Origin of the sequence: Devosia sp. (genome assembly GCF_036676215.1) — a bacterium.
Lineage (GTDB): Bacteria > Pseudomonadota > Alphaproteobacteria > Rhizobiales > Devosiaceae > Devosia.
Window position 1 is genome coordinate 21,171 of the sequence record NZ_JAKFDJ010000160.1, and the last position, 20,289, is coordinate 41,459.

Here is a 20,289-nt window from a genome sequence, read left to right on the forward strand (position 1 = left end):
ACGTCAGGCCGTGACGGCCAGATTCGCCGAGCTCTCCGGCAGGTCCTCGCCAAACACGCGCTGGTAGAACTCTGCAACCACGGGGCGTTCGAGTTCGTCGCATTTATTGAGGAAGGTCAGCCGGAAGGCAAAGCCGATGTCGCCGCCGAAGATGGAGGCATTCTCGGCCCAGGTGATCACGGTGCGCGGGCTCATCACGGTCGAGAGGTCGCCATTGATGAAGGCCGAGCGGGTCAGGTCCGCCAGGCGCACCATGTTGCCGATGAGCTTCTTGCCCTTCTCCGTCTCGCCATAGGCTTTGTTCTTGGCCAGAACGATGCCCACTTCCTTGTCATGCGGCAGGTAATTGAGCGTCGTGACGAGGCTCCAGCGGTCCATCTGGCCCTGGTTGATCTGCTGGGTGCCGTGATAGAGGCCCGACGTATCGCCCAGACCAATGGTATTGGTGGTCGAGAACAGCCGGAAGGCCGGGTGGGGCACGATGACGCGATTCTGGTCGAGCAGGGTCAGGCGACCTTCTACTTCCAGCACGCGCTGGATCACGAACATCACGTCGGGACGACCGGCATCATATTCGTCGAACACCAGCGCAACATTGTTCTGCACCGCCCAGGGCAGGATGCCGTCGCGGAATTCGGTGATCTGCTTGCCATCCTTGAGCACGATCGCGTCCTTGCCGACGAGATCGATACGGCTCACATGGCTGTCCAGATTGACGCGCACCAGCGGCCAGTTGAGCCTGGCGGCCACCTGCTCAATATGCGTGGATTTGCCCGTGCCGTGATAGCCCTGCACCATGACGCGGCGATTGAACTGAAAGCCCGCCAGGATCGCCAGAGTGGTGTTGCGATCAAACAGGTAGTTCGGGTCGATCGGCGGCACGTGGCTGCTGGCTTCCCTGTAACCCATCACCTTCATGTCCGTGTCGATGCCGAACAGCTCCCGGGCCGAAAATTCGGTGTCGGGCAGATTGGAATACTCAGTCATGGCAAAGCTCTTGGCGGGAAAGGATCAAGGCGGGGAGGGCAGAAAAGTCGCGGGCTCTATAGCAGCATTGTGACGGTGGCGGTAGCCACCCCAACCTCAAGGCTACTTTGCAACGAACCCGGTTTTCTTGAGATGGGAATAGGCGGCGATGATGGTGCGCAGGCGCTCCTCGGAGGCCTTGTCGCCGCCATTGGCGTCCGGATGGTGGATTTTGACCAGCGTCTTGTAAGCGCGCTTGATCTCGTCCGACTTGGCCGGCCCGATAATGCCCAGCGTCTCCAGCGCCCGCCGGTCCTGCTCATGCAGCGGCTTGACGCGCTCGGTGGCCGGCTTCTGCGACTGCCGATGACGATATTTGGCAAACACGCCGAACGGGTCGCCAAACCGGTCACCCGGACGCAGACCAGCTGTCTGGGCCGAACGCGAAGTGCGCGTGCCCGGATTGCCGGTGGCAAAGCTGGAGCGACTCTCCGCCTTGGGCGGCGTATGCAGCGCCTCTTCCAGCTCGTCCTTTTCCATACCGGCGAAGAAATTGAACGCCGTATTGTAGTGCCGGACATGCTCGAGGCAGAAGTGGTGATACTGCCCCTCGTTGCGGGCACCCTTGGGCGCGCGGTACTCACCCGCCAGCTCGCAGCCTTCCCAGTCACAGACGTGCTCGATCGGCGCCGGTTTTTCTTCCCGGCGCGGCTTGATGCGAATGGTGTCGAAGAGCTTGGATTGCAGTTTCATTGCGCCTAGTTAAATGCCTGAACCATATAGAGGCCCGACGTCATGAGTGCCAGTGACACTATTACCGCCAAGCTCACCGAGAAGTTTGCCCCCGCTTTCCTCGATGTGATCGACGAATCGATGCAGCACCATGGCCACGCCGGGTGGCGCGAGGGTGGTGAAACCCATTTTCGTGTCAGAATCGCGACCCGTCATTTTGACGGGATGAGCCGCGTCGCGCAACATCGTGCCGTCATGGACGCTCTGGACGCCGAACTCAAGGGCCGTGTCCACGCCCTCGCCATCGAAGTGCTGCCCGCCGAAGGGCCGTTTGAACTGCCCAACCGGGTTTAGCCATGTCTCTAAAAGTCATCCGCCGCCTGCTGCCCGAGTGGGGCACGACCTATGGACCGCCGGGCGACGGGCCGTTTCCCGCGATTATGATTCTGCACGGCTCGGAAGGCGGCTGGGCCGGCTGGAGCCACCGCATGGCGGTAATTCTCGCGGCGCATGGCTATCTCGCCTATCCCCATACCTATTCACGCGACGGCAATGGTTGGAATGCCGGCTCGATCAAAGATGTGCCGCTCGACCGCACGGTTCAAGCCCTTGAAGCATTGCGGGCTTTCCCCTTTGCGGCCCACAGACTGGGGCTTTACGGGGTCTCCCGTGGGGCGGAGCATGCCCTGCTGGTCTCGACGCTGATGGCGGCCGATGGATTGAAGGGCGCTGACGCGATAGCGGTTCTTGCCCCGCCCGATGTCGTCTGCGGCGCTTTTGACGCTGCCTATTGGCGCGATAGTGGCGACCCCGGCTGGCGAGCCTGGGACCCGGCCCAGCGCGCTTGGACCTGGAAGGGCTCGTCGGAGAATCTCCTGCCCTCGACGCCCCTTGCGGTCGAACAGATCATCGCCCCGATCTTCATGGCCCACGGCACGGCCGACACGATTTGGTCGGTCGAAATGACCCGCCGCCTCGAACAGCGTCTCATTGCTGCCGGGCGCAGCCCCGAAGTTCACTATTTCGAGGGCAAGGATCACAACCTCGACAGCGCCAGCGAAAACGACATGCATGAAAAGCTGCTGGGGTTTTTTGAGCGGACTTTGGGGTAGCTCTTCCCTTCTCCCCTCGCGGGAGAAGGGAAGCGGATTCAGCCCCGCATCTCATCCAGGAATGCCGCAACCGCCTTCGGATCGACATTCTTCTCGATGAACGCCTTGCCGATGCCGCGGGTCAGGATGAAGGTCAACGCGCCGCGCGAGACTTTCTTGTCCTGGGCGATGGCCGCCATCAGCGTCTCGGTAGTGCCCAGCGCGCCGGGGATATCGGCCAAAATGGTGGGCAGGCCCGCTTTCTGCAAGTGCGCGGCGATGCGGCCGGTGTCCTGGCTTGGCGCCAGACCCAGCCGCGCCGAAAAGCCATGCGCCAGCACCATGCCCACCGCGACCCCTTCGCCATGCAGCAGCCGGTCGGAGTAGCCGGTATCCTTTTCCAGCGCATGCCCGAAAGTGTGGCCCAGATTGAGCAGCGCCCGCACGCCCAGCTCTTTTTCGTCCTCGATCACCACCCGCGCCTTGTGCGCGCAGCAGCGGGCAATGGCCTCGCCCCGTGCCGGCCCGCCGGCGAAAATTTCGGCCTGGTGCTCTTCGAGCCAGAAGAAGAATTCTTCATCGTCGATCAGGCCGTATTTGACCACTTCGGCATAGCCGGCCGCAAACTGGCGGGGGCTGAGCGTATCGAGGGTCGACAGGTCGGCCAGCACCAGTTTGGGCTGGTGGAAGGCGCCGATCAAATTCTTGCCATGCGGCGAATTGATGCCGGTCTTGCCCCCGACCGAAGAATCCACCTGCGCCAAAAGCGATGTCGGCATCTGCACAAAATCCATGCCCCGCCGGGCAATCGAGGCGGCGAAACCGGCGAGATCGCCGATCACCCCGCCGCCCAGCGCGATAACCAGATCGCCCCGCTCCAGCCGCGCCGCCAGAATGCCCTCGACCGCCTGGCCGAGCAAATTCCAGGACTTGGTGCTCTCGCCCGCCGGCAGTACGATCTCGGTATGGCCGAGCCCCGCTGCATCGAGCGAAGCCAGCAGGCGCGGCAATTGCGCCCGCGCGACCGTCTCGTCGGTGATGATGCCATAGCGACGCCCCGGAAAGCGCTCGGCCAGGATAGAGCCGGCATCATCGAGCAGGCTATCGCCGATCAGGATGTCATAGGCGCGTTCGCCCAAGGCGACGTGAACTGTGTGGGCAATGTCGGCCATGGTTAGTCCTGGCGTTGGAGATAGGCGAGCACGGCATCGATCACGTCGCCCGCGACCACGTCCTGCGGCACGTCGCGTGAAATGACCGTGACATCGGCCTCGGCATAGATGGGATAGCGATCCTCGATCAGCTTTTCGAGGGTCGCGCGCGGATTGCTGGTCTTGAGCAGAGGCCGGTTGGAGCGGCGCGATACCCGCTCGAACAGGATATCCACCTCGGCCTTGAGCCAGACGGTAATCGCCTCGGCTTTCACCAATGCCCGCGTCTCGCCATTGACGAAAGCCCCGCCGCCGGTCGCCAGCACGACGTCCCTGTCCTTGAGCACGCGGGCGATGACCCTGGTCTCTCCGGCGCGGAACTCGGGTTCGCCGCGCTGCTCGAAGATTTCGGGAATGCTCATCTGCGCCGCCTTCTCGATTTCCTCGTCGCTGTCGAGAAAATGGCGCCCCAGGCGATTGGCCAGCCGGCGGCCGACCGTAGTCTTGCCCGCCCCCATCATGCCGATCAGCACCAGCGGCTTACCGGCGAGCCGCTCGGCAAGCTGTTCGGCGCGGGCCTGCCGCAATGCCGCGTCCGGTCGGTTCAAAAGGCGCTCCCCTTACATTGCCGCTATCAAGCCGTCCCGACCTCTCCTGTCAAGAACTTGCGGCCCGACGCCCCACAACGCACTATGCCTACGGAAACGAAACCTTTTGCTGTCAAATTGCTCATAGTTTGACCGTCGGACCGCCATGCCCACCCTGATCCGCCTCATCATCACGCTGCTTTTCCTGGCCGGGCTGGTCTATGCCGGCATGGTCGCGCTGATTGCCTTTGTCGAGCCGACGCCCAAGGAAGTGACCATCCGCATCCCGGCGCGCGACCTGCTTTCGGGCGGTCAACCCGCTTTACCCGGCTCGGCCCCGTCGCCCGCAGAAGCGCCGGCGGCGGCACAAGCCAGCCCATGAGCGGCCATCTCATCGGGGCCTTTCTCGAGATGATGAGCGCCGAGCGCGGCGCAGCAAAAAACACCATCGACGCCTATCGCCGCGATCTTTCCGACTATGCCGGCTATGTCGCCGGCCGGCAGCAGACCCTGCTGACGGTGGGGCGCGAAACGGTCAACGCCTATCTCGACCGCCTGCGCCACGATGGTCTTTCGGCCTCGTCCTCGGCGCGGCGCCTCTCGGCGATCCGCCAGTTTCACCGCTTCCTTTGCGCTGATGGCATGCGCGGCGATGACCCCACCCGCATCGTCGCCAGCCCGAAAAGCCGCCGCGCTTTGCCCAAGGTTCTGTCCATCGCCGAGGTGGACAGGCTGCTCACTACCGCCGAGGCCGAAGCCAATGCCGAGGCCTCGCCGCAAAAGCAGGCGGCGGCATTGCGGCTCTATGTGCTGCTGGAATTGCTTTACGCCACCGGCCTGCGTGTCAGCGAATTGGTGAGCCTGCGCCGCTCGGCGGTGATGCGCGACACCAGCTATCTGACGGTCACTGGCAAGGGCAACAAGGAGCGCGTCGTGCCGCTCAACGATCGGGCCCGCGACGCCATCAAGACCTATGTCGCGACGCTCGAAGCCGGCCCCTTCCTGTTCCCGGCAACGGGCGCCGAAGGTTATCTGTCGCGTCAGGTCTTTGCGCGCGACCTCAAGAGCCTCGCCGGCCGCGCCGGCATCACCGCATCGCGGGTGGCCCCGCATGTCCTCCGCCACGCCTTTGCCAGCCATCTGCTGGCCGGCGGTGCCGACCTGCGCGTCGTGCAGATGCTGCTCGGCCACGCCGACATCTCGACCACGCAGATCTATACCCATGTGCTGGATGAAAAGCTGCGCACCTTGGTGGAGACCCACCATCCGCTCAGCGAGGGTTAACCGCCTCCCAATCGAGTAACAGACTGTTAGCATTGCGCGGTGCACTGCGTTATACGGCCGCCGAAAGCTTGACTCGCTGTTGCGCCATCGCCACTTTCCGGCCACTTTGGGGCGCAACAGCAGCGGCCTTATGATAGGGTCCGTAAAACAGACCCCTAACGGGCGGGTGGGATGCAGTCTTATCTCGATTTTGAAAAGCCGGTAGCCGATCTTGAGGGCAAGATCGCCGAGCTCAAGGCCATGGCCGCGACCGATCAGGCCGTGAGCATCGACGAAGAAGTCAACCGGCTCTCCAGCCGCGCCGACGAGGCGCTGATCGAGATCTACAAGCGCCTGACCCCCTGGCAGAAGACGCAGGTGGCGCGCCACCCGCAGCGCCCGCATTTTTCCGACTATGTCGGCAAGCTGATTACCGAATGGACGCCCCTTGCCGGTGATCGAAAGTATCGCGAAGACGCAGCCCTGCAGGCCGGTTTTGGCCGCTTCAATGGCCAGTCCGTCGCCATTCTGGGCCAGGAAAAGGGCAGCTCGACCGAGACCCGGCTCAAGCATAATTTCGGCATGGCCAGCCCCGAGGGCTACCGCAAGGCCGTCCGCATCATGGACATGGCCGACCGTTTCAACATTCCCCTGATCTCGTTCGTCGATACCGCAGGCGCCTATCCCGGCATCGGCGCCGAAGAGCGCGGCCAGGCCGAGGCGATTGCCCGCTCGACCGAGAAATGCCTCGAACTGGGCGTCGCCAATATCGCCATCGTCATCGGTGAAGGCGGCTCGGGCGGCGCCATTGCCATTGCCGTGGCCAACCGCGTGCTGATGCTGGAAAACGCCATCTATTCTGTGATTTCCCCTGAAGCGGGCGCCTCGATCCTGTTCCGTGACGCCGCCAAGGCGCAGGACATGGCCACTGCCCAGAAGATCACCGCGCAGGACCTGCTCGGCTTCGGCGTCATCGACGGCATCATCCCCGAACCCGCTGGTGGCGCCCATCGCCACCACGAGGCGGTGATGCAGGCCACCAGCGGCGCCATTTCCAGCTTCCTCGCCGACTTCGGCGGCCGCGGGCGCCTGGAAACCCGCGAACACCGTCGCGAAAAGTTCCTGGCGATCGGCAGCGCGCTCTAGAGCCTGAGCGGCACCCCCTCCTAAACCTCCCCCTGAAGGGGGAGGAACCTGGCTGGTGCTCGTCTCCAATTGTCCCCAATTCACCGAACGGCCCCTCCCCCTTCAGGGGGAGGCCGGGAGGGGGTGCTCCTATCCGCCTCCGCTCATGGAGAGGTAATAAACCAACACACTCGCGTGATATGACCCCGCTTCCAGCCGATTTTGCCGCATGGTAATGGTTCGTTCACCAGCAATTCTCATGCTGCGGTAACCACCTGGCCCTATGGGTCACCGCTCCATTGTTCTGCACCGGGCTGACGATCTTGACCGCCACTTTCCTTCGCAAGCTCTCCTCGGCCCTGATCCTGCTCTGGGTGGCTTTTGGCCTGGTCGCCTGTGGCGGCTTTCTGCCCAAGAGCAACGACAATCGCCACAACCAGCCGCTGTCCAGCGTGACCCAGGCCGGCCTGCGCAATATGGGCTCCTCGCCCGGCGAGGCCATGGTCATCCGCATCTTCAAGCAGGAACAGACCCTCGAAGTCTGGAAGCGGACGAGCGCGGGCCAGTTCCGCATGTTCAAGAGCTACGAGATCTGCGCCTATTCGGGCGATCTCGGCCCCAAGGTCAAGGAAGGCGACCGGCAGAGCCCAGAGGGCTTCTATACGATCACGCCGGGCCTGATGAATCCCCGATCGAACTATTATCTTGCCTTCAATACCGGCTTTCCCAACAAGTTCGACCGCGTCCACGGACGTACTGGCAGCGATCTGATGGTGCATGGCGACTGCTCCTCGCGCGGCTGCTACGCCATGACCGACGAGGGTATTGCCGAAATCTATGGTTTGGCCCGGGAAACCTTCAGGGGCGGCAATCCCAGCTTCCAGCTGCAGATCTTTCCGTTCCGTATGACGGCAGCCAATCTGGCCAAGCAGGCTTCGAGCCAGCATCTGAGCTTCTGGAAGGACATCAAGGAAGGCCACGACCTGTTCGAGCTGACCAAGGCGCCGCCAGCCTGGGACGTGTGCGACCGCCAGTATATCTTCAATGCCAGCAGCGGCGGCGCCCTCAACCCCATGGGGCCCTGTCCCGCCGTGGTGCAGATCGCCGCCTTGGCCGAAAAACAGCAGGCCGATGAAATGGCCTTTGCCAGCGCCGTCGAGAGCGAGGCCCAGAAGGCTGCCCGCATCGCCGCCGAGGCCGAGCGGCAGGCCGCAGCCGAGGCGGCAGCCAAGGAGCGCGGCGAAGCCATCAACGGCGCTGTCTCCGGACTGTTCGGCGGCCTCGGCAGCATTTTCGGCGGCAAGGATGCTGATGTCGTGCCGGTGATGAGCGGCAAGCCCGCGCCCAAGCCGATGCCAAGGCTCCAGCGCCCCTAGCGACCACCGGACATCATGCGCCTTGCCATCGCCCGGGAACGGGGATGCAATGGCGGCGAGCGCGCACCATATCTGGGCCGCAATCGCGAGCGATGTCAGCACCTGGGCAGGTTGCCGCAACGGAGAGTTCGCTTTGGAAGAGACACCTGCCGTCCAGAGTGAACCCAAGGCCATGGCGGAACCATCCAGGGCCCCTGCGCTGGGCAAACCCGCTCGCCGCCTGCCGCTGGCCAACATTCTCAGCTTCGTCGTGGGTCTGGTCGGCATTGCCGCTATCGGCGCCGCAGCCTGGGTCTATGTCGAGACGCAGCGCGACATCGCCCGGATCTCCACCGACATCGCCCAGTTCCGCCTGAGCCTGGAACTCTACGGCCAGCGGAACCTGGCCGGCGACACGGCGACGGGCAGCGATGGCGGCCTGCTCGACCTGTCCAACCGCATAGCCATTCTCGAACAGAACTGGCGCAACTCGATCGTCGCGCCTGGCGATGCGACGGACCAGGCCACCCCCACGACAGGGTTCACGCCGCCCCCCGCCCAGCCTGTCGCCTCGGACGGTGACTGTCTGCCTACCGGCACCCGCTTCCTCGTCACCTCCGGCGACAGCTACCCGGTCTGCGGCATTGCCGGCAGCGTCGAGATCGGCGCCGTCGACAACGGCTTCCTCTCGCTGGCCGACGGCACGATCATCGCCTCGGGCGGCAATATCGGCCTGCCCGGCACCGCCTGCATGATCGGCGTCGTATCCGCCGGCGAGGACGGCATGACCGGCTTTGCCGAGATCCGGGTGACCTGCTGATCAAAAACAAAGGCCCGGATCGCTCCGGGCCTTTGTTCATTCCGCTTTCGCGCGCGTCTAGAACGCGCCGTGGCAGTGCTTGAACTTCTTGCCTGAGCCGCAGGGGCACGGGGCATTGCGCGACACGCCGACCAACAGCTGGGGATCGATGGGCTTGAGCGAGGGATCGCCGCCCACGGCGCCCAGCGCCCCGGCAATGGCTTCGCCCCCCGCATCGGCATCATTCTCGCCGGTCAGCGGGTCGATATGGGTTTCCTGCAAGCGGCTGAGATCGGGCGCTGGCGGCGCCAGCGGCCGCGGCTGCAGCTCCACATGGCTGAGCTGGGTGGTCACCAGCTCGCGCAGGTTGTTCAGCAGGCCCTGGAACAGCTCATAGGCCTCCTGCTTGTATTCGGTCAGCGGATCGCGCTGGGCAATGCCCCGCCAGCCGACCACCTTGGAGAGGTGGTCCAGCGTCACCAGATGATCGCGCCACAGCCCGTCGATCGACTGCAACAGGATGGATTTCTCCACCTGCCGCATGATGGTGGGGTTGGCGGCACCATTGGCGGTCATGGCGGCGATGGTGCGCTCTTCCTTGGCCCTGGCATGCTCGTCGGCCGCTGCGATCAGTCGCTCGGTCACGATTTCGGGGTCGATGCCTTCCTCGGCCGCCCATTCCTGCACCGGCACATCGATATTGAGATAGGTCCGCGCGGCCGCCTGCAGCTGCTCGACATTCCACTGCTCGGGATAGGAGCGCGGCGGGATCGCCTTGGCGACGATGTTGTCCACCACGTCATGGCGCATGTCGACGACGGTCTCGCTGACATCCTCGGCATCCATCATCTCGATGCGCTGCTCGAAGATCACCTTGCGCTGATCGTTCATCACGTCGTCGTATTTGAGGATGTTCTTGCGGATGTCGAAGTTGCGCGCCTCGACCTTGCCCTGGGCCCGCTCGATGGCCTTGGTGACCCACGGATGGGTGATGCTCTCGCCCTGTTCCAGCCCCAGCTTGCCCAGCATGGAATCCATGCTCTCGACCGGGAAGATGCGCATCAGGTCGTCCTGCAGGCTCAGGAAGAAGGCCGAATGGCCCGGATCGCCCTGGCGGCCCGAACGACCGCGCAGCTGGTTGTCGATGCGACGGCTCTCATGCCGCTCGGTGCCGATGACCATCAGCCCGCCCGCGGCCAGCGCCTTGGCCTTGTCGGCGGCGATGGTGGACTTGATCTCGGCGATTTTCTGCTCGCGCGCTTCCCCTTCGAGACCCTCGGTCTCACGCTGGATGCGCATTTCGAGATTGCCGCCCAGCTGAATATCGGTGCCGCGACCCGCCATATTGGTGGCGATGGTGATGGCCCCCGGCAGGCCCGCATCGGCGACGATGAAGGCTTCCTGCTCGTGGTGGCGTGCGTTCAGCACATTCATCTGCCCGACATTCTTCTGGCGCAGAATCTCGGCCAGCATTTCCGACTTCTCGATCGAGGTCGTACCCACCAGCACCGGCTGGCCACGATCCTGGCACTGCTTGATCAAGTCGGCGATGGCGTCGAACTTCTCGGCCGCCGTGCGGAAAATGGCGTCTTCGTCGTCCACGCGCGCCACCGGCACATTGGTCGGCACAGTGACCACGTCGAGCTTGTAGATATCGGCGAATTCTTCCGCTTCCGTCGCCGCCGTGCCGGTCATGCCGGCCAGCTTCTTGTAAAGACGGAAATAGTTCTGGAAGGTGATCGAGGCCAGCGTCTGGTTTTCCGGCTGGATCTTGACGCGTTCCTTGGCTTCCAGTGCCTGATGCAGGCCTTCCGAATAGCGGCGACCCGGCATCATGCGGCCGGAAAACTCGTCGATGATCACCACTTCGTCATTGCGGACGATATAGTCCTTGTCCTTGCGGAACAGCTTGTGCGCCCGCAGCGCCGAATTGGCGTGGTGCACCAGGGCGACGTTTTCCACGTCATAGAGCGAGCCGGTCTTGAGCAGGCCAACCTCGGCCAGCTTGGCCTCGAGCTTTTCGATGCCCTGGTCGGTGAAGGTGGCGGCACGATGCTTTTCTTCGAGCTCGAAATCCTCCTCCTCGATGATCGGCATCAGCTCGTCGAGCTTGAGATAAAGTTCGCTCCGGTCATCGGACGGACCCGAAATGATCAGCGGCGTACGCGCCTCATCGATCAGGATCGAGTCCACTTCATCGACGATGCCATATGCATGGCCGCGCTGCACCATCTGGGCGCGCGTATACTTCATGTTGTCGCGCAGATAGTCGAAGCCGAATTCGTTGTTGGTACCGTAGGTGATATCAGCAGCGTAAGCCGCCTTGCGCTCTGCATCGGTCAGGCCATGCACGATGATGCCATAGGTGAGGCCGAGGAAATTGTAGATCTGGCCCATCCAGGCGGCGTCGCGGCGGGCCAGGTAGTCGTTGACCGTCACCACATGCACGCCCTCGCCCTTGAGGGCGTTGAGATAGACCGCCAGGGTCGCCACCAGCGTCTTGCCTTCACCGGTTCGCATCTCGGCGATGGCACGGTCATTGAGCACCATGCCGCCGACCAGCTGCACGTCGAAATGGCGCATGCCGAGCACGCGTTTGCTTGCCTCGCGCACGGTGGCGAAGGCCGGCACGATCAGATCGTCGAGATCGGCACCCTTTTCGAGCTGCGCCTTGAACGCAATGGTGCGGGCACGCAACTCGTCGTCGCTGAGCTTTTCCAGCTCCGGCTCGAGCGCGTTGATCGCTGCCACCTTGCCGTGGAAGCGCTTGACGTGCCGATCTGACGGAGAACCGAAGATCCGCCGGGCGAGCGAGGCAAGTGCCATATGTTAGGTCCTTTTATGACTCATCGGGGTGCGGCGAGTGAGCTGCGCATTAGGCCCGTTAGGCCGCGTCGACGCGATGAGAAAGCCTTTCCGGCTTTTGAATTTCTGGTATCCCGCCAGGCGGCGGAAAAAGCGGCTGAGATGTAAGAGCGGGTCCTTGTCTTGTCAACGTCGCCGAAATGGGCCACACCTCCGTGGCCCTGCCGGAAATCCCGGCAGAAACGGGTTTTTCGGCCATTGGTTGCTCATCGGCGCGGCGCGGCACATTTTGGCCCCGTTGGTGTGTGAGGGCAGGCCCGGAACCCGCGCCAGGCATCGCCAGCGCGCGCCTTGCCGATTATCAACGAGCCAGGACGCACAGTAAAAGCGCCGGCCCAGGAGACCGATCCATGATTTCTTCCTCGTTGCGCCTTGCCCGGACAAGCGTCCTTGCGCTGATCCTTGCCGCTGGCGCACTGGCCCCGGCAATCGCACAGGATGCCGCTCCCGCCGCCGAAGCGCCGGCGGCTGAAGCTGCCCCTGTTTCGCCCGACACCGTGGTCGCCACCGTCGGCGGCGAGCCGATCACCGAGGCCGATCTGGGCTTTGCCGCTGAGGACCTGACCCAGGAGCTCAGCCAGATGCCCCCGGAACAGCGCAAGCCGTTCCTGCTGCGCGTGCTCATCGACATGAAGGTGATGGCCAAGGCTGGCCAGGATGCGGGCATGGCCGACACCCCCTTGTTCCAGCAGCGCCTCGCCTATCTTGAGGACCGCGCCCTGCGTCGCGCCTATTTTGCCGAGACCATCGCCAATTCGGTGACCGAAGAAGCCGTGCGCGCCGACTATGATGCCTTCGTCGCCGAATTCGTGCCGGCTGACGAAATCCGCGCCAGCCACGTCCTGGTCCCCACCGAGGAAGAGGCCAATGCGGTCAAGGCCGAGCTCGATGGCGGCGCCGATTTTGCCACCGTCGCCAAGGAAAAGTCGATCGATCCAGGCGCAGCCAATGGCGGCGATCTGGGCTTTTTCGGCAAGGGCATGATGGTCGCGCCCTTCGAGGCTGCGGCTTTCGCGCTCACCGATATCGGCCAGGTCTCGGCCCCGGTAGAGTCCCAGTTCGGCTGGCACGTCATCCGTCTTGAGGAAAAGCGCCAGTCCGCGCCGCCGGCCTTCGAGCAGGTCGCCGCCCAGCTGCAGCAGCAGCGGCTGATGACCACTTTCGATGAAACCGTCGCCAGGCTGATGGAAGGCGTCGCCATCGACATCCCCGATGCCGCGCTCAAGGCGGCGGTCGACGCCCAGACTGAAACCGACGCCGCCGAAGAAACCCCGGCGCAGTAAGTCGTGCCCTAACCCTTCTCACCTCTTCTCTTGGGGAGAGGTCGACCCTCCTGGGTCGGGTGAGGGGGCTTTTCCTGGGCGTAGAGCTCGTGGAAGGCCCCTCACCCGACGCTACGCGCCAACCTCTCCTCCAGGGGAGAGGTCAACAATGCAATATTCGATCAGTCCCTATCCCGCCGCCAGCAGCCCCCGCACCACCTGACGCGCTATCTTGCGGGCCTCGTCCAGCGTGATCGCGGTTCGTCCCGTCAGCAGCCTCTGCCAGGCCACGGCCGAGATCACTTCGGCAGCCAGTTCCGGATCGACATCCTCCCGCAATTCGCCACGTGCCTGTCCCCGCGCAAACAGGGCGCCAGTCTGCTTCCGCCGCGCCGCCGCATATTCGCTGAGGGTTTCGGCGGTTCGCGCATTGCTCTGCGCGTCGGCCACCAGATAGCGGAACACTTCGCCCGCTCCCGTGCCGCCCCAGTGGCCCAGCAGATGCACGAAGAACTGCGCCACATCCTCCTCGATCGAACCGCTATCGGCATGCACCACTGCCGGCTTTTGCCGGTGATAGACCGCCAGCAGCAGCGCGGTCTTGTCCGGCCACCAGCGATAGATGGTCGGCTTGCCCGCCCGCGCCCGCCGCGCCACCGCTTCTATGGAAAACCCGGCTAGGCCCGATTCATCCAGAATCGCCTCGGCCGCCGCCAGGATGGCTTCCTCGGTGTCGGGATTGCGGCGCGATCCAATGGACCGGCGGCGCGCGTCGATATCGGTCTTGTCTTCGCTCATGCACTCTTATGGCCGAAAAGAATCTTCCCGCAAAGGACTTGAACGATACGTGCCGTTCCGTTATATAACGAAACGTACCGTTTCAATAGAGTTTGCAAATGCAACCCTCCCTCGCCTCCCGTCTCCGCATGGCCCTCGTGATGACGGTCTTCGTCTATCCCGTGGTGACGCTTTATCTCTATATCCTGATGCCGCTGACCCCCGGCTGGGAAATGTGGCAGCGCAGCCTGGTACTGGTGCCATTCATGGCGACCACCATCGTCCTGCTGATCGTCCCCTTCATCGGCAAGCACTTCGGCACGTTCATTGCCGGCCAGAAGAAGTCGGTTGCGGCCTAGAAGTCGCCATCGCGGGCCACCCGGCTGAGCTGTTTGAAAACCTGAACAGGGCCTTCCCCACCTCGATGTCCCAGTCGTCTCCCTCCCCCTTGAGGGGAGGGGCCAAGCCTCCACTCCCGCTGGCCTTTCCGGCGCCACCACAAGCTTATCCCCGCTCCAAAAACCTCAGGCACAATAATCCCATCTTCACGCCAGAGCCGGTCATGACGAGTGATGCACGGGCAGACAGCCGGGGATGGGAGGTCGCTCCCATTGGGCAGGGGAAATTCGGCAGCTGCGCTTGCAAGACAGCGCGCCTGGCCAGGACCCGCGAAAATCCCGGCTTGGTGGCGAGGCAATTGCCTCACTATCAAACAATGATCGAGGCAAGCGCCTCGCCACCATTGCTCGACCAGCGACAACCGCATCACAGGCGGCGCTTTGGCACGTCTTGCGAATGCCGTGTCTTTGAGGCACACCGGGGGCCGAAATTCGCTTCCACCAGAAAGCACACGCAGATGGCCCACCCGGTTTCCCCGCTCGCTCCCAAATCCTATCCGGACCTGCCGGTGATCGCGGGTGTGCGCTTTGCCACCGCGGAAGCCGGCATCAAATACAAGAACCGCACCGACGTGCTGCTGATGGCCTTCGATGCCGGCACCACCGCGGCGGGCGTGCTGACCCGGTCCAAATGTTCCTCGGCCGCGGTCGACTGGTGCAAGGCCAACCTGCCCAGCGGCATAGCGCGTGGGCTCGTGGTCAATTCGGGCAATGCCAATGCCTTTACCGGCAGCAAGGGCCAGCAGAGCGTCGCGCTCACCGCCGACTATGCCGCCAAGGCGCTGGGCTGCGCCCCGTCCGAAATCTTTCTCGCCTCGACCGGGGTCATCGGCGAACCGCTCGATGCATCCAAGTTTGCCGGCGTGCTCGACACCATGGCGACAAGGCTCGGCGACGGCCCCTGGATGGACCCTGCCAAGGCCATCATGACCACCGACACCTTCCCCAAGCTCTATGGCGCGACGCTCGACATCGATGGCGTCGAGGTCAGGATCAACGGCATCGCCAAGGGCAGCGGCATGATAGCCCCCGACATGGCCACCATGCTGAGCTTCGTCGTCACCGACATGCCCATCGCCGCTCCGGTGCTGCAGGCCCTCCTCGCCAAGCATACCCAGACCAGCTTCAACGCCATCACCGTCGACAGCGACACCTCGACCTCGGATACCTTGCTGGCCTTTGCCACCGGCAAAGCCAGCGTCGACCCGATCGAGAGCATTGACGATCCACGCGCCGAAATCTTCGGCGAGGCGCTCAAGGACGTGCTGTTCGACCTCGCCATCCAGGTGGTGCGCGACGGCGAAGGCGCCACCAAGCAGGTCTCCATCCATGTCGAGGGCGCCACTTCGGATGCCAGCGCCTTCCGCATCGCCAAGTCCATTGCAGACTCGCCGCTGGTCAAGACCGCCATTGCCGGCGGGGACGCCAATTGGGGCCGCGTCGTCATGGCCGTGGGCAAGGCGGGCGAGCCAGCCGACCGCGACAAGCTCGCCATCCGCTTCGGCGATCTGCTGGTCGCCAGGGATGGCGAACGCGCCGCCGTCTACGACGAGGCCGCGACCAGCGCCTATATGAAGGGCGAGGATCTCGAACTGACCGTGAGCCTCGGCCTCGGCGAGGGGCGGGCCACCGTCTATACCTGTGACCTGACCCATGGCTACATCACCATCAACGGCGACTACCGGAGCTGACATGATCCTGCCCACGGTCGAGGCCTTTGAGCGGGCAGGCCTTGAGGCCTGGCCCGGCATCGAAGTCAAATGGGACGGCAGCTGGGTGCGTCGCGCCGCTGGCGGCTATACCAAGCGCGCAAATTCGGTTCAGTGCTTTGACCCGGACGATGGGGAGGACGCCGATCTGCGCGTCATCTCGGCCAGCACATGGATGGTCATCCGCGGCATCAAACCGGTATTCCGGATCACCCCGCTGGCGGCCCCTGAGCTCATCGAGACCCTCGATGAGGCCGGCTGGCAGAGCATCGACCGGAGCCATCTGTTCGCCATGGAACTCCGCGAGCAGCAGCCCGATCCCAATGCAAGGCTGTTTCCCGTGCTCGACCCGGCCTTCCTGGCGGCGCAGCAGCACCTGCAGGGCTACAGCGACGCCACCGTTGACCGGATGCGCAGTCTGCTGGCGGCCTTTGTCGTGCCCTCGACCGGCATCGTGGTCTATCGCGACGGCGAACCCGTAGCCGCCGGACTGATGGCCGTCGCCGGCGGCATCGTCATCACCGGCAATGTCGTCACCGACGCCCTCAGGCGCCGCCAAGGCCTGGGCGCCGCCATGATGCGCACCGGTCTGCACTGGGCCCGCGCGCATGGTGCCACAGTCGCCGCCCTCAATGTCCAGGCCGACAACCCGGCCGGGCAAGCGCTCTACTCCTCGCTCGGCTATCAGTACCAATACGACTATACCTACCGCATTCCGGGGGCGGCATGAGCGATCCAAAACTCCTGCTGGTGGTGGCCTGCGCCCTGGTCGATGTCGACCGCCGCGTGCTGATTGCCCAGCGCCCCGAGGGCAAATCGCTGGCCGGCCTCTGGGAATTTCCCGGCGGCAAGGTCGAGTCTGGCGAAAGCCCCGAAGCTGCGCTGATCCGTGAGCTGGAGGAGGAACTGGGTATTTCCACCAAGACCGCCTGCCTGGCGCCGGTGACCTTTGCCAGCCACTCTTACGAGAATTTTCACCTGTTAATGCCACTTTACGCCTGCCGGAAGTGGCAGGGTGTGCCAGAGCCGCGGGAACACACGGCCCTTAAATGGGTCCGCCCGCAGCAGCTGCGCAACTACCCCATGCCCCCGGCCGACGAACCGCTGATCGCCGCGCTCTGCGATCTGCTCTGACCAGGCTTGGGGGCAAGCATGTTGAAATCCTTCATCGCCGACGAGACCGGCGCCACGGCCATCGAATATGGCCTCATCGTGGCTCTGATCGCCGTTGCCGCCATCGTCAGCTTCATGGCCCTCGGCAACGGCCTGCTGAACCTGATGGGTGCCGGCCCGGGCGCCGCCGGCAATGTCATCGCCGCTCAGGCCGCCAAGATCGACTAGCTACTGCAACACCACGACCTTGTATTTCTCCCCCGGCACCACCGCATCGCCCGGATAGAGGTCGTTGATGATATAGAACAGCTCACTGCCGCGACTGAGCCCGGCCATCTGATGCGCCAGCGAATCGGCGCTGTCGCCGGCCTTGGCTGTAACCACGCGCACCGCCACCTTGCGCACCTGGTTAAGATCGCTCGCCTCGGTGCGGCGGAAACTCTGCAGCGTCGCTTCGGCCCCCTGAGCGAAGCGGGCGCTGTCGGCCTTGGCGGCGAAGATGAAACGATAGACCTGGCCGTCGAGCCGCATCACCGAAACCCGGAAGAACCACTGGTCGGTCTGCGCCAGGCCCGAAGCCATGTCGATGCCGTTAAAGCTCTGCGTGGCGACGCTGTCGGCCTTGAGCCCGGCAATCCAGCCGGACTTGAGATAATCGGACAGTGGCACATTGGCCTGCACATCGGCGCTGTCGAAGCGCACTGCCTCGCCATCGCCCGCGACGCCCACCACCGCGCTCTGCGAATTCTGCAGCGTATAGCCGGCCGGCACGGTGAAGGTGAATTTGGACGACGTATGGATGAAGCGCCGGCCCACAATGGAGCCCTGCGCCGGGCTGTCGCCGAAGGTGAGGCCGGCAATCGAGGCGAGATAGCCGGCGCGGTCGGTCTCGAGCGCGGCCTGGCCGAACATGGTGCGGGCGGTATCGACCGCCTTCTGGATGCGCGCCGGGGTCGAGGGATGCGAGGACAGAAACCCGTCGGCGCCGGCCTCGCCTGCCGAAAAGCTGGCAAAACGGCTCATCACGCCGAGGAACCGGGCAGCGGCCTGGGGGTCATAGCCCGCCTTGCCGGAAAACTTGATGCCCTCGCGATCCGCGTCCAGCTCCTGATTCTGGCTGAAGGCCGCCATCGATTCGCGCGTGCGATTGGCCGTCGCGTCGGTCGAGGTATCGCCGCCAAAAACGCCAGTAATCACCCGGTCGACGATTTCGGTGGTGCGGGTGCGGTCGGTGCGGGCCCGCGCATGGCGCAGCGTCACATGGGCGATTTCATGCGCCAGGACGGCGGCGAGCTCGCTGGTATCGCTGGCCAGCGCCAGGATGCCGCGCGTCACATAGATATAGCCGCCCGGCAGCGCGAAGGCATTGACCTCGGAACTATCGAGAATGGTGACCTGGAACTGCGCATTGGGCTGGTTGGCAGCGGCGAGGAGCCGGCTGACGATGCGCGCCACCATGATCTCGGCCGGCCGGTCGGAATAGACCCCGCCATAGGCCGCGATTATGCGCGGATGCTCGCGGCGGCCGATCACCACATCTTCGGGATCGGTGCCCTCGGGCACGACGGTGGGCGCAGGATTGTCGCCCGTCTGGCGGACAGCGACATTGGGCCCGGTCAGGACAGTGCAGCCGCTCAGCGCCAGCAGCGACACGGCCAAAAGGCCATTGCGGAATCCCCTGGAGATCTGCCCCATACCCGTCATCGTAGCGCCAGAACCTCGATCTGTTCGGGATGAGTGACTTCGATGCGCGGACCATCCCGATCGTCCACCCATCCGCGCACGCGCAGCAGCGCCCCTTCAAGCACCAGCGGATCCATGCCCGCGCTGGCGAAAATCCGCAGCGCCGGCGCCTCGATCACGACGGTGAAGTCTTCCTTCCAGAACCGGCCGAAATTGAGATAGACCCGCCCGCCCTTCTGTTCGGCGAGCAGGACCCTGCCTTCGACAAGTTCATATTGGCCGGCCCGGGCGAGCAAGTCGCCGGGCGCGTCCGCCGCACGAGTGCTGTAATAGGGATCGGCCCAGATGCCAAGCCCGCCCAGCCGCGCCCGGCCTTCGGCCGCAAACAACAATTCGAGACAGGCCCGATTGTCGGGAAAGGAATAGACCCGCGCCAGCCCCTGCCCCACCATGGCGCGCTGCGCCCAGACTTCGCCCTCGGGCCCATCGACAAAGACATGGGCCAGGACCCGCCCATAGCGGTCGATTGCCTCGCCGCCAAAACCCAGCCGCACCGGCCGGTTGAGCGCGATCTCTTCCAGCGCCGCCTTGGCCTCGGGCGCCAGCGGCCAGGTCTCGAACCCGTCACGCCCCAGCGGCAGCTTGGGCGCCTGGGTGCCGATCATGCGCACCACCCGCCCGTCATCGAGCACCACGGTATCGCCATCGGTCACCGTGGTGACGATGCCGCCCGCTTCCATGCGCAGGCTCTCGCAGGCAAGCGCCGCGACCGAAACGGAGGACAGGGCCGCCAGCGCAGCAAGACGAACTAGACTGAGATTGAGCAAATCAGGCCCCGGAAAGAGTTCGTTCACCTTGCACGCAATTGCGGCAAAAAAAGATGAACAGTCGCAAAGCTGTGATCGAAAAGCGACGTGCCGAAGCGCCGCCTGCAGCGCGGTTGTCATGTACGAGCGGACCCCGAGGCGGCTATCGCCTCTGGTAAATTTAGAAAATGAGACGATGGTCGCCTCGGGGTGCCGGTTTTTGGGACAGGACCGGTTGTCGCGCAGCATGAACGCTCGCCATGATGCAGCCGGCTCTCGAACCTGCGCGGCAGGCAAAGACCACGCCCGGCTCACCCCGCCACTGTTCGCCTGCAGGCCGCCCATGCGGAGTGATGGGAGGATTGTGCCACGGGTTTTGGGCAGGGGGATAAGTTGGTGCTGGCCGCCGCACACCCCAGCAAACGCGGTCGTCACCCTCGGGCCTGACCCGAGGGGACTGCACCTATCCAACGTTCGGCAAGTGAAGAGCCCTCGGGTCAGGCCCGAGGGTGACGATCTTGGGTGTGGGAGACTCTGTGCTCGATGGTGCAGTCGACACCCTCCCCCTTGTGGGCTTCGAGCTGGCCGAAGGCAAAATCGCTCCGGT

21 protein-coding genes are annotated in these 20,289 nt (G+C 64.1%); 13 read left to right on the plus strand and 8 right to left on the minus strand.

Annotation, left to right across the window (positions count from 1 at the left end; genetic code table 11):
- Positions 1-3: 3 nt before the first annotated feature.
- Complete coding sequence (gene cobS / locus V6M52_RS13600; RefSeq protein ID WP_332691115.1) at positions 4-987, minus strand: cobaltochelatase subunit CobS; 984 nt, start codon at positions 985-987, stop codon at positions 4-6.
- Positions 988-1,089: 102 nt separating this feature from the next.
- Entirely contained in the window at positions 1,090-1,719 is a 630-nt protein-coding gene (locus V6M52_RS13605; protein ID WP_332701411.1) for a J domain-containing protein, read from the minus strand.
- A gap of 42 nt (positions 1,720-1,761) precedes the next feature.
- On the opposite strand from V6M52_RS13605, the gene V6M52_RS13610 reads away from it, so the two are divergent.
- Positions 1,762-2,052, plus strand: coding sequence for a BolA family protein (locus V6M52_RS13610; protein WP_332691109.1), 291 nt, complete (start codon positions 1,762-1,764; stop codon positions 2,050-2,052).
- A 2-nt stretch (positions 2,053-2,054) separates the two neighbouring features.
- A complete protein-coding gene (locus V6M52_RS13615; protein ID WP_332691106.1) occupies positions 2,055-2,810 on the plus strand; it encodes an alpha/beta hydrolase family protein in 756 nt (251 codons plus the stop codon).
- 38 nt (positions 2,811-2,848) lie between these two features.
- Here V6M52_RS13615 and aroB read toward each other — a convergent pair whose 3' ends face one another.
- Together aroB and V6M52_RS13625 are read right to left on the minus strand one after the other, a co-directional pair.
- A complete protein-coding gene (aroB, locus tag V6M52_RS13620) occupies positions 2,849-3,961 on the minus strand; it encodes a 3-dehydroquinate synthase (RefSeq protein ID WP_332701412.1) in 1,113 nt (370 codons plus the stop codon).
- Positions 3,962-3,963: 2 nt separating this feature from the next.
- A complete protein-coding gene (locus tag V6M52_RS13625) occupies positions 3,964-4,548 on the minus strand; it encodes a shikimate kinase (RefSeq protein ID WP_332701413.1) in 585 nt (194 codons plus the stop codon).
- A 145-nt stretch (positions 4,549-4,693) separates the two neighbouring features.
- Between V6M52_RS13625 and V6M52_RS20005 the strand changes: the two genes are divergently transcribed.
- The 5 genes from V6M52_RS20005 (at position 4,694) to V6M52_RS13650 (ending at position 9,090) form a co-directional block, all read left to right on the plus strand.
- Positions 4,694-4,909: a histidine kinase gene (locus tag V6M52_RS20005; RefSeq protein WP_442881865.1), complete on the plus strand. Its 216-nt coding sequence runs from the start codon at positions 4,694-4,696 to the stop codon at positions 4,907-4,909.
- On the plus strand, positions 4,906-5,811 hold the full coding sequence (gene xerD / locus V6M52_RS13635) for a site-specific tyrosine recombinase XerD (RefSeq protein ID WP_332691097.1): 906 nt from the start codon (positions 4,906-4,908) through the stop codon (positions 5,809-5,811). Before V6M52_RS20005 ends, xerD begins: the two co-directional genes overlap by 4 nt.
- A 171-nt stretch (positions 5,812-5,982) precedes the next feature.
- Positions 5,983-6,936 carry an acetyl-CoA carboxylase carboxyltransferase subunit alpha gene (locus V6M52_RS13640; protein ID WP_332691094.1) on the plus strand — a complete coding sequence of 318 codons (954 nt, stop codon included), beginning with the start codon at positions 5,983-5,985 and terminating at the stop codon, positions 6,934-6,936.
- Positions 6,937-7,238: 302 nt separating this feature from the next.
- Positions 7,239-8,291 (plus strand): murein L,D-transpeptidase family protein, encoded by a 1,053-nt coding sequence (locus V6M52_RS13645; protein ID WP_332701414.1) that lies wholly within the window; start codon positions 7,239-7,241, stop codon positions 8,289-8,291.
- Between the two features lie 172 nt (positions 8,292-8,463).
- Positions 8,464-9,090, plus strand: coding sequence for a hypothetical protein (locus V6M52_RS13650; protein WP_332701415.1), 627 nt, complete (start codon positions 8,464-8,466; stop codon positions 9,088-9,090).
- Positions 9,091-9,147: 57 nt separating this feature from the next.
- Here V6M52_RS13650 and secA read toward each other — a convergent pair whose 3' ends face one another.
- The gene (gene secA / locus V6M52_RS13655) at positions 9,148-11,895 is read right to left on the minus strand and encodes a preprotein translocase subunit SecA (protein ID WP_332691085.1); all 2,748 of its coding nucleotides are present in this window, start codon (positions 11,893-11,895) and stop codon (positions 9,148-9,150) included.
- A 389-nt stretch (positions 11,896-12,284) separates the two neighbouring features.
- Here secA and V6M52_RS13660 point away from each other — a divergent pair, with 389 nt between their 5' ends.
- The gene (locus V6M52_RS13660) at positions 12,285-13,217 is read left to right on the plus strand and encodes a peptidylprolyl isomerase (protein WP_332701416.1); all 933 of its coding nucleotides are present in this window, start codon (positions 12,285-12,287) and stop codon (positions 13,215-13,217) included.
- Between the two features lie 168 nt (positions 13,218-13,385).
- On the opposite strand, the gene V6M52_RS13665 is transcribed toward V6M52_RS13660, so the two are convergent.
- Complete coding sequence (locus V6M52_RS13665) at positions 13,386-13,994, minus strand: TetR/AcrR family transcriptional regulator (RefSeq protein WP_332691079.1); 609 nt, start codon at positions 13,992-13,994, stop codon at positions 13,386-13,388.
- A 98-nt stretch (positions 13,995-14,092) separates the two neighbouring features.
- Here V6M52_RS13665 and V6M52_RS13670 point away from each other — a divergent pair, with 98 nt between their 5' ends.
- The 5 genes from V6M52_RS13670 to V6M52_RS13690 all read left to right on the plus strand — a co-directional run bounded on the left by V6M52_RS13670 (position 14,093) and on the right by V6M52_RS13690 (position 17,421).
- On the plus strand, positions 14,093-14,332 hold the full coding sequence (locus tag V6M52_RS13670; protein ID WP_332691076.1) for a hypothetical protein: 240 nt from the start codon (positions 14,093-14,095) through the stop codon (positions 14,330-14,332).
- A 497-nt stretch (positions 14,333-14,829) separates the two neighbouring features.
- Positions 14,830-16,062: a bifunctional glutamate N-acetyltransferase/amino-acid acetyltransferase ArgJ gene (argJ, locus tag V6M52_RS13675; protein ID WP_332691073.1), complete on the plus strand. Its 1,233-nt coding sequence runs from the start codon at positions 14,830-14,832 to the stop codon at positions 16,060-16,062.
- Position 16,063: 1 nt separating this feature from the next.
- Positions 16,064-16,810 carry a GNAT family N-acetyltransferase gene (locus tag V6M52_RS13680; protein WP_332701417.1) on the plus strand — a complete coding sequence of 249 codons (747 nt, stop codon included), beginning with the start codon at positions 16,064-16,066 and terminating at the stop codon, positions 16,808-16,810.
- Positions 16,807-17,214 (plus strand): (deoxy)nucleoside triphosphate pyrophosphohydrolase, encoded by a 408-nt coding sequence (locus V6M52_RS13685; RefSeq protein ID WP_332691067.1) that lies wholly within the window; start codon positions 16,807-16,809, stop codon positions 17,212-17,214. Before V6M52_RS13680 ends, V6M52_RS13685 begins: the two co-directional genes overlap by 4 nt.
- An 18-nt stretch (positions 17,215-17,232) precedes the next feature.
- Positions 17,233-17,421: a Flp family type IVb pilin gene (locus tag V6M52_RS13690; protein ID WP_332701418.1), complete on the plus strand. Its 189-nt coding sequence runs from the start codon at positions 17,233-17,235 to the stop codon at positions 17,419-17,421.
- Here the strand turns inward: V6M52_RS13690 and V6M52_RS13695 are convergent, their stop codons facing one another.
- A complete protein-coding gene (locus V6M52_RS13695) occupies positions 17,422-18,888 on the minus strand; it encodes a M48 family metalloprotease (RefSeq protein WP_332701419.1) in 1,467 nt (488 codons plus the stop codon).
- A 5-nt stretch (positions 18,889-18,893) separates the two neighbouring features.
- Positions 18,894-19,730, minus strand: a complete 837-nt coding sequence (locus V6M52_RS13700; RefSeq protein ID WP_332701420.1) for a thermonuclease family protein — start codon at positions 19,728-19,730, stop codon at positions 18,894-18,896.
- Between the last annotated feature and the right edge of the window lie 559 nt (positions 19,731-20,289).

Excerpts from the sequence above, each read along its gene's own strand:
- cobS (WP_332691115.1), bottom strand. The coding sequence starts at position 987 with ATGACTGAGTATTCCAATCTGCCCGACACCGAATTTTCGGCCCGGGAG.
- V6M52_RS13605 (WP_332701411.1), bottom strand. The coding sequence starts at position 1,719 with ATGAAACTGCAATCCAAGCTCTTCGACACCATTCGCATCAAGCCGCGC.
- V6M52_RS13610 (WP_332691109.1), top strand. The coding sequence starts at position 1,762 with ATGAGTGCCAGTGACACTATTACCGCCAAGCTCACCGAGAAGTTTGCC.
- V6M52_RS13615 (WP_332691106.1), top strand. The coding sequence starts at position 2,055 with ATGTCTCTAAAAGTCATCCGCCGCCTGCTGCCCGAGTGGGGCACGACC.
- aroB (WP_332701412.1), bottom strand. The coding sequence starts at position 3,961 with ATGGCCGACATTGCCCACACAGTTCACGTCGCCTTGGGCGAACGCGCC.
- V6M52_RS20005 (WP_442881865.1), top strand. The coding sequence starts at position 4,694 with ATGCCCACCCTGATCCGCCTCATCATCACGCTGCTTTTCCTGGCCGGG.
- xerD (WP_332691097.1), top strand. The coding sequence starts at position 4,906 with ATGAGCGGCCATCTCATCGGGGCCTTTCTCGAGATGATGAGCGCCGAG.
- V6M52_RS13640 (WP_332691094.1), top strand. The coding sequence starts at position 5,983 with ATGCAGTCTTATCTCGATTTTGAAAAGCCGGTAGCCGATCTTGAGGGC.
- V6M52_RS13650 (WP_332701415.1), top strand. The coding sequence starts at position 8,464 with ATGGCGGAACCATCCAGGGCCCCTGCGCTGGGCAAACCCGCTCGCCGC.
- secA (WP_332691085.1), bottom strand. The coding sequence starts at position 11,895 with ATGGCACTTGCCTCGCTCGCCCGGCGGATCTTCGGTTCTCCGTCAGAT.
- V6M52_RS13660 (WP_332701416.1), top strand. The coding sequence starts at position 12,285 with ATGATTTCTTCCTCGTTGCGCCTTGCCCGGACAAGCGTCCTTGCGCTG.
- V6M52_RS13665 (WP_332691079.1), bottom strand. The coding sequence starts at position 13,994 with ATGAGCGAAGACAAGACCGATATCGACGCGCGCCGCCGGTCCATTGGA.
- V6M52_RS13670 (WP_332691076.1), top strand. The coding sequence starts at position 14,093 with ATGCAACCCTCCCTCGCCTCCCGTCTCCGCATGGCCCTCGTGATGACG.
- argJ (WP_332691073.1), top strand. The coding sequence starts at position 14,830 with ATGGCCCACCCGGTTTCCCCGCTCGCTCCCAAATCCTATCCGGACCTG.
- V6M52_RS13680 (WP_332701417.1), top strand. The coding sequence starts at position 16,064 with ATGATCCTGCCCACGGTCGAGGCCTTTGAGCGGGCAGGCCTTGAGGCC.
- V6M52_RS13685 (WP_332691067.1), top strand. The coding sequence starts at position 16,807 with ATGAGCGATCCAAAACTCCTGCTGGTGGTGGCCTGCGCCCTGGTCGAT.
- V6M52_RS13690 (WP_332701418.1), top strand. The coding sequence starts at position 17,233 with ATGTTGAAATCCTTCATCGCCGACGAGACCGGCGCCACGGCCATCGAA.
- V6M52_RS13695 (WP_332701419.1), bottom strand. The coding sequence starts at position 18,888 with ATGGGGCAGATCTCCAGGGGATTCCGCAATGGCCTTTTGGCCGTGTCG.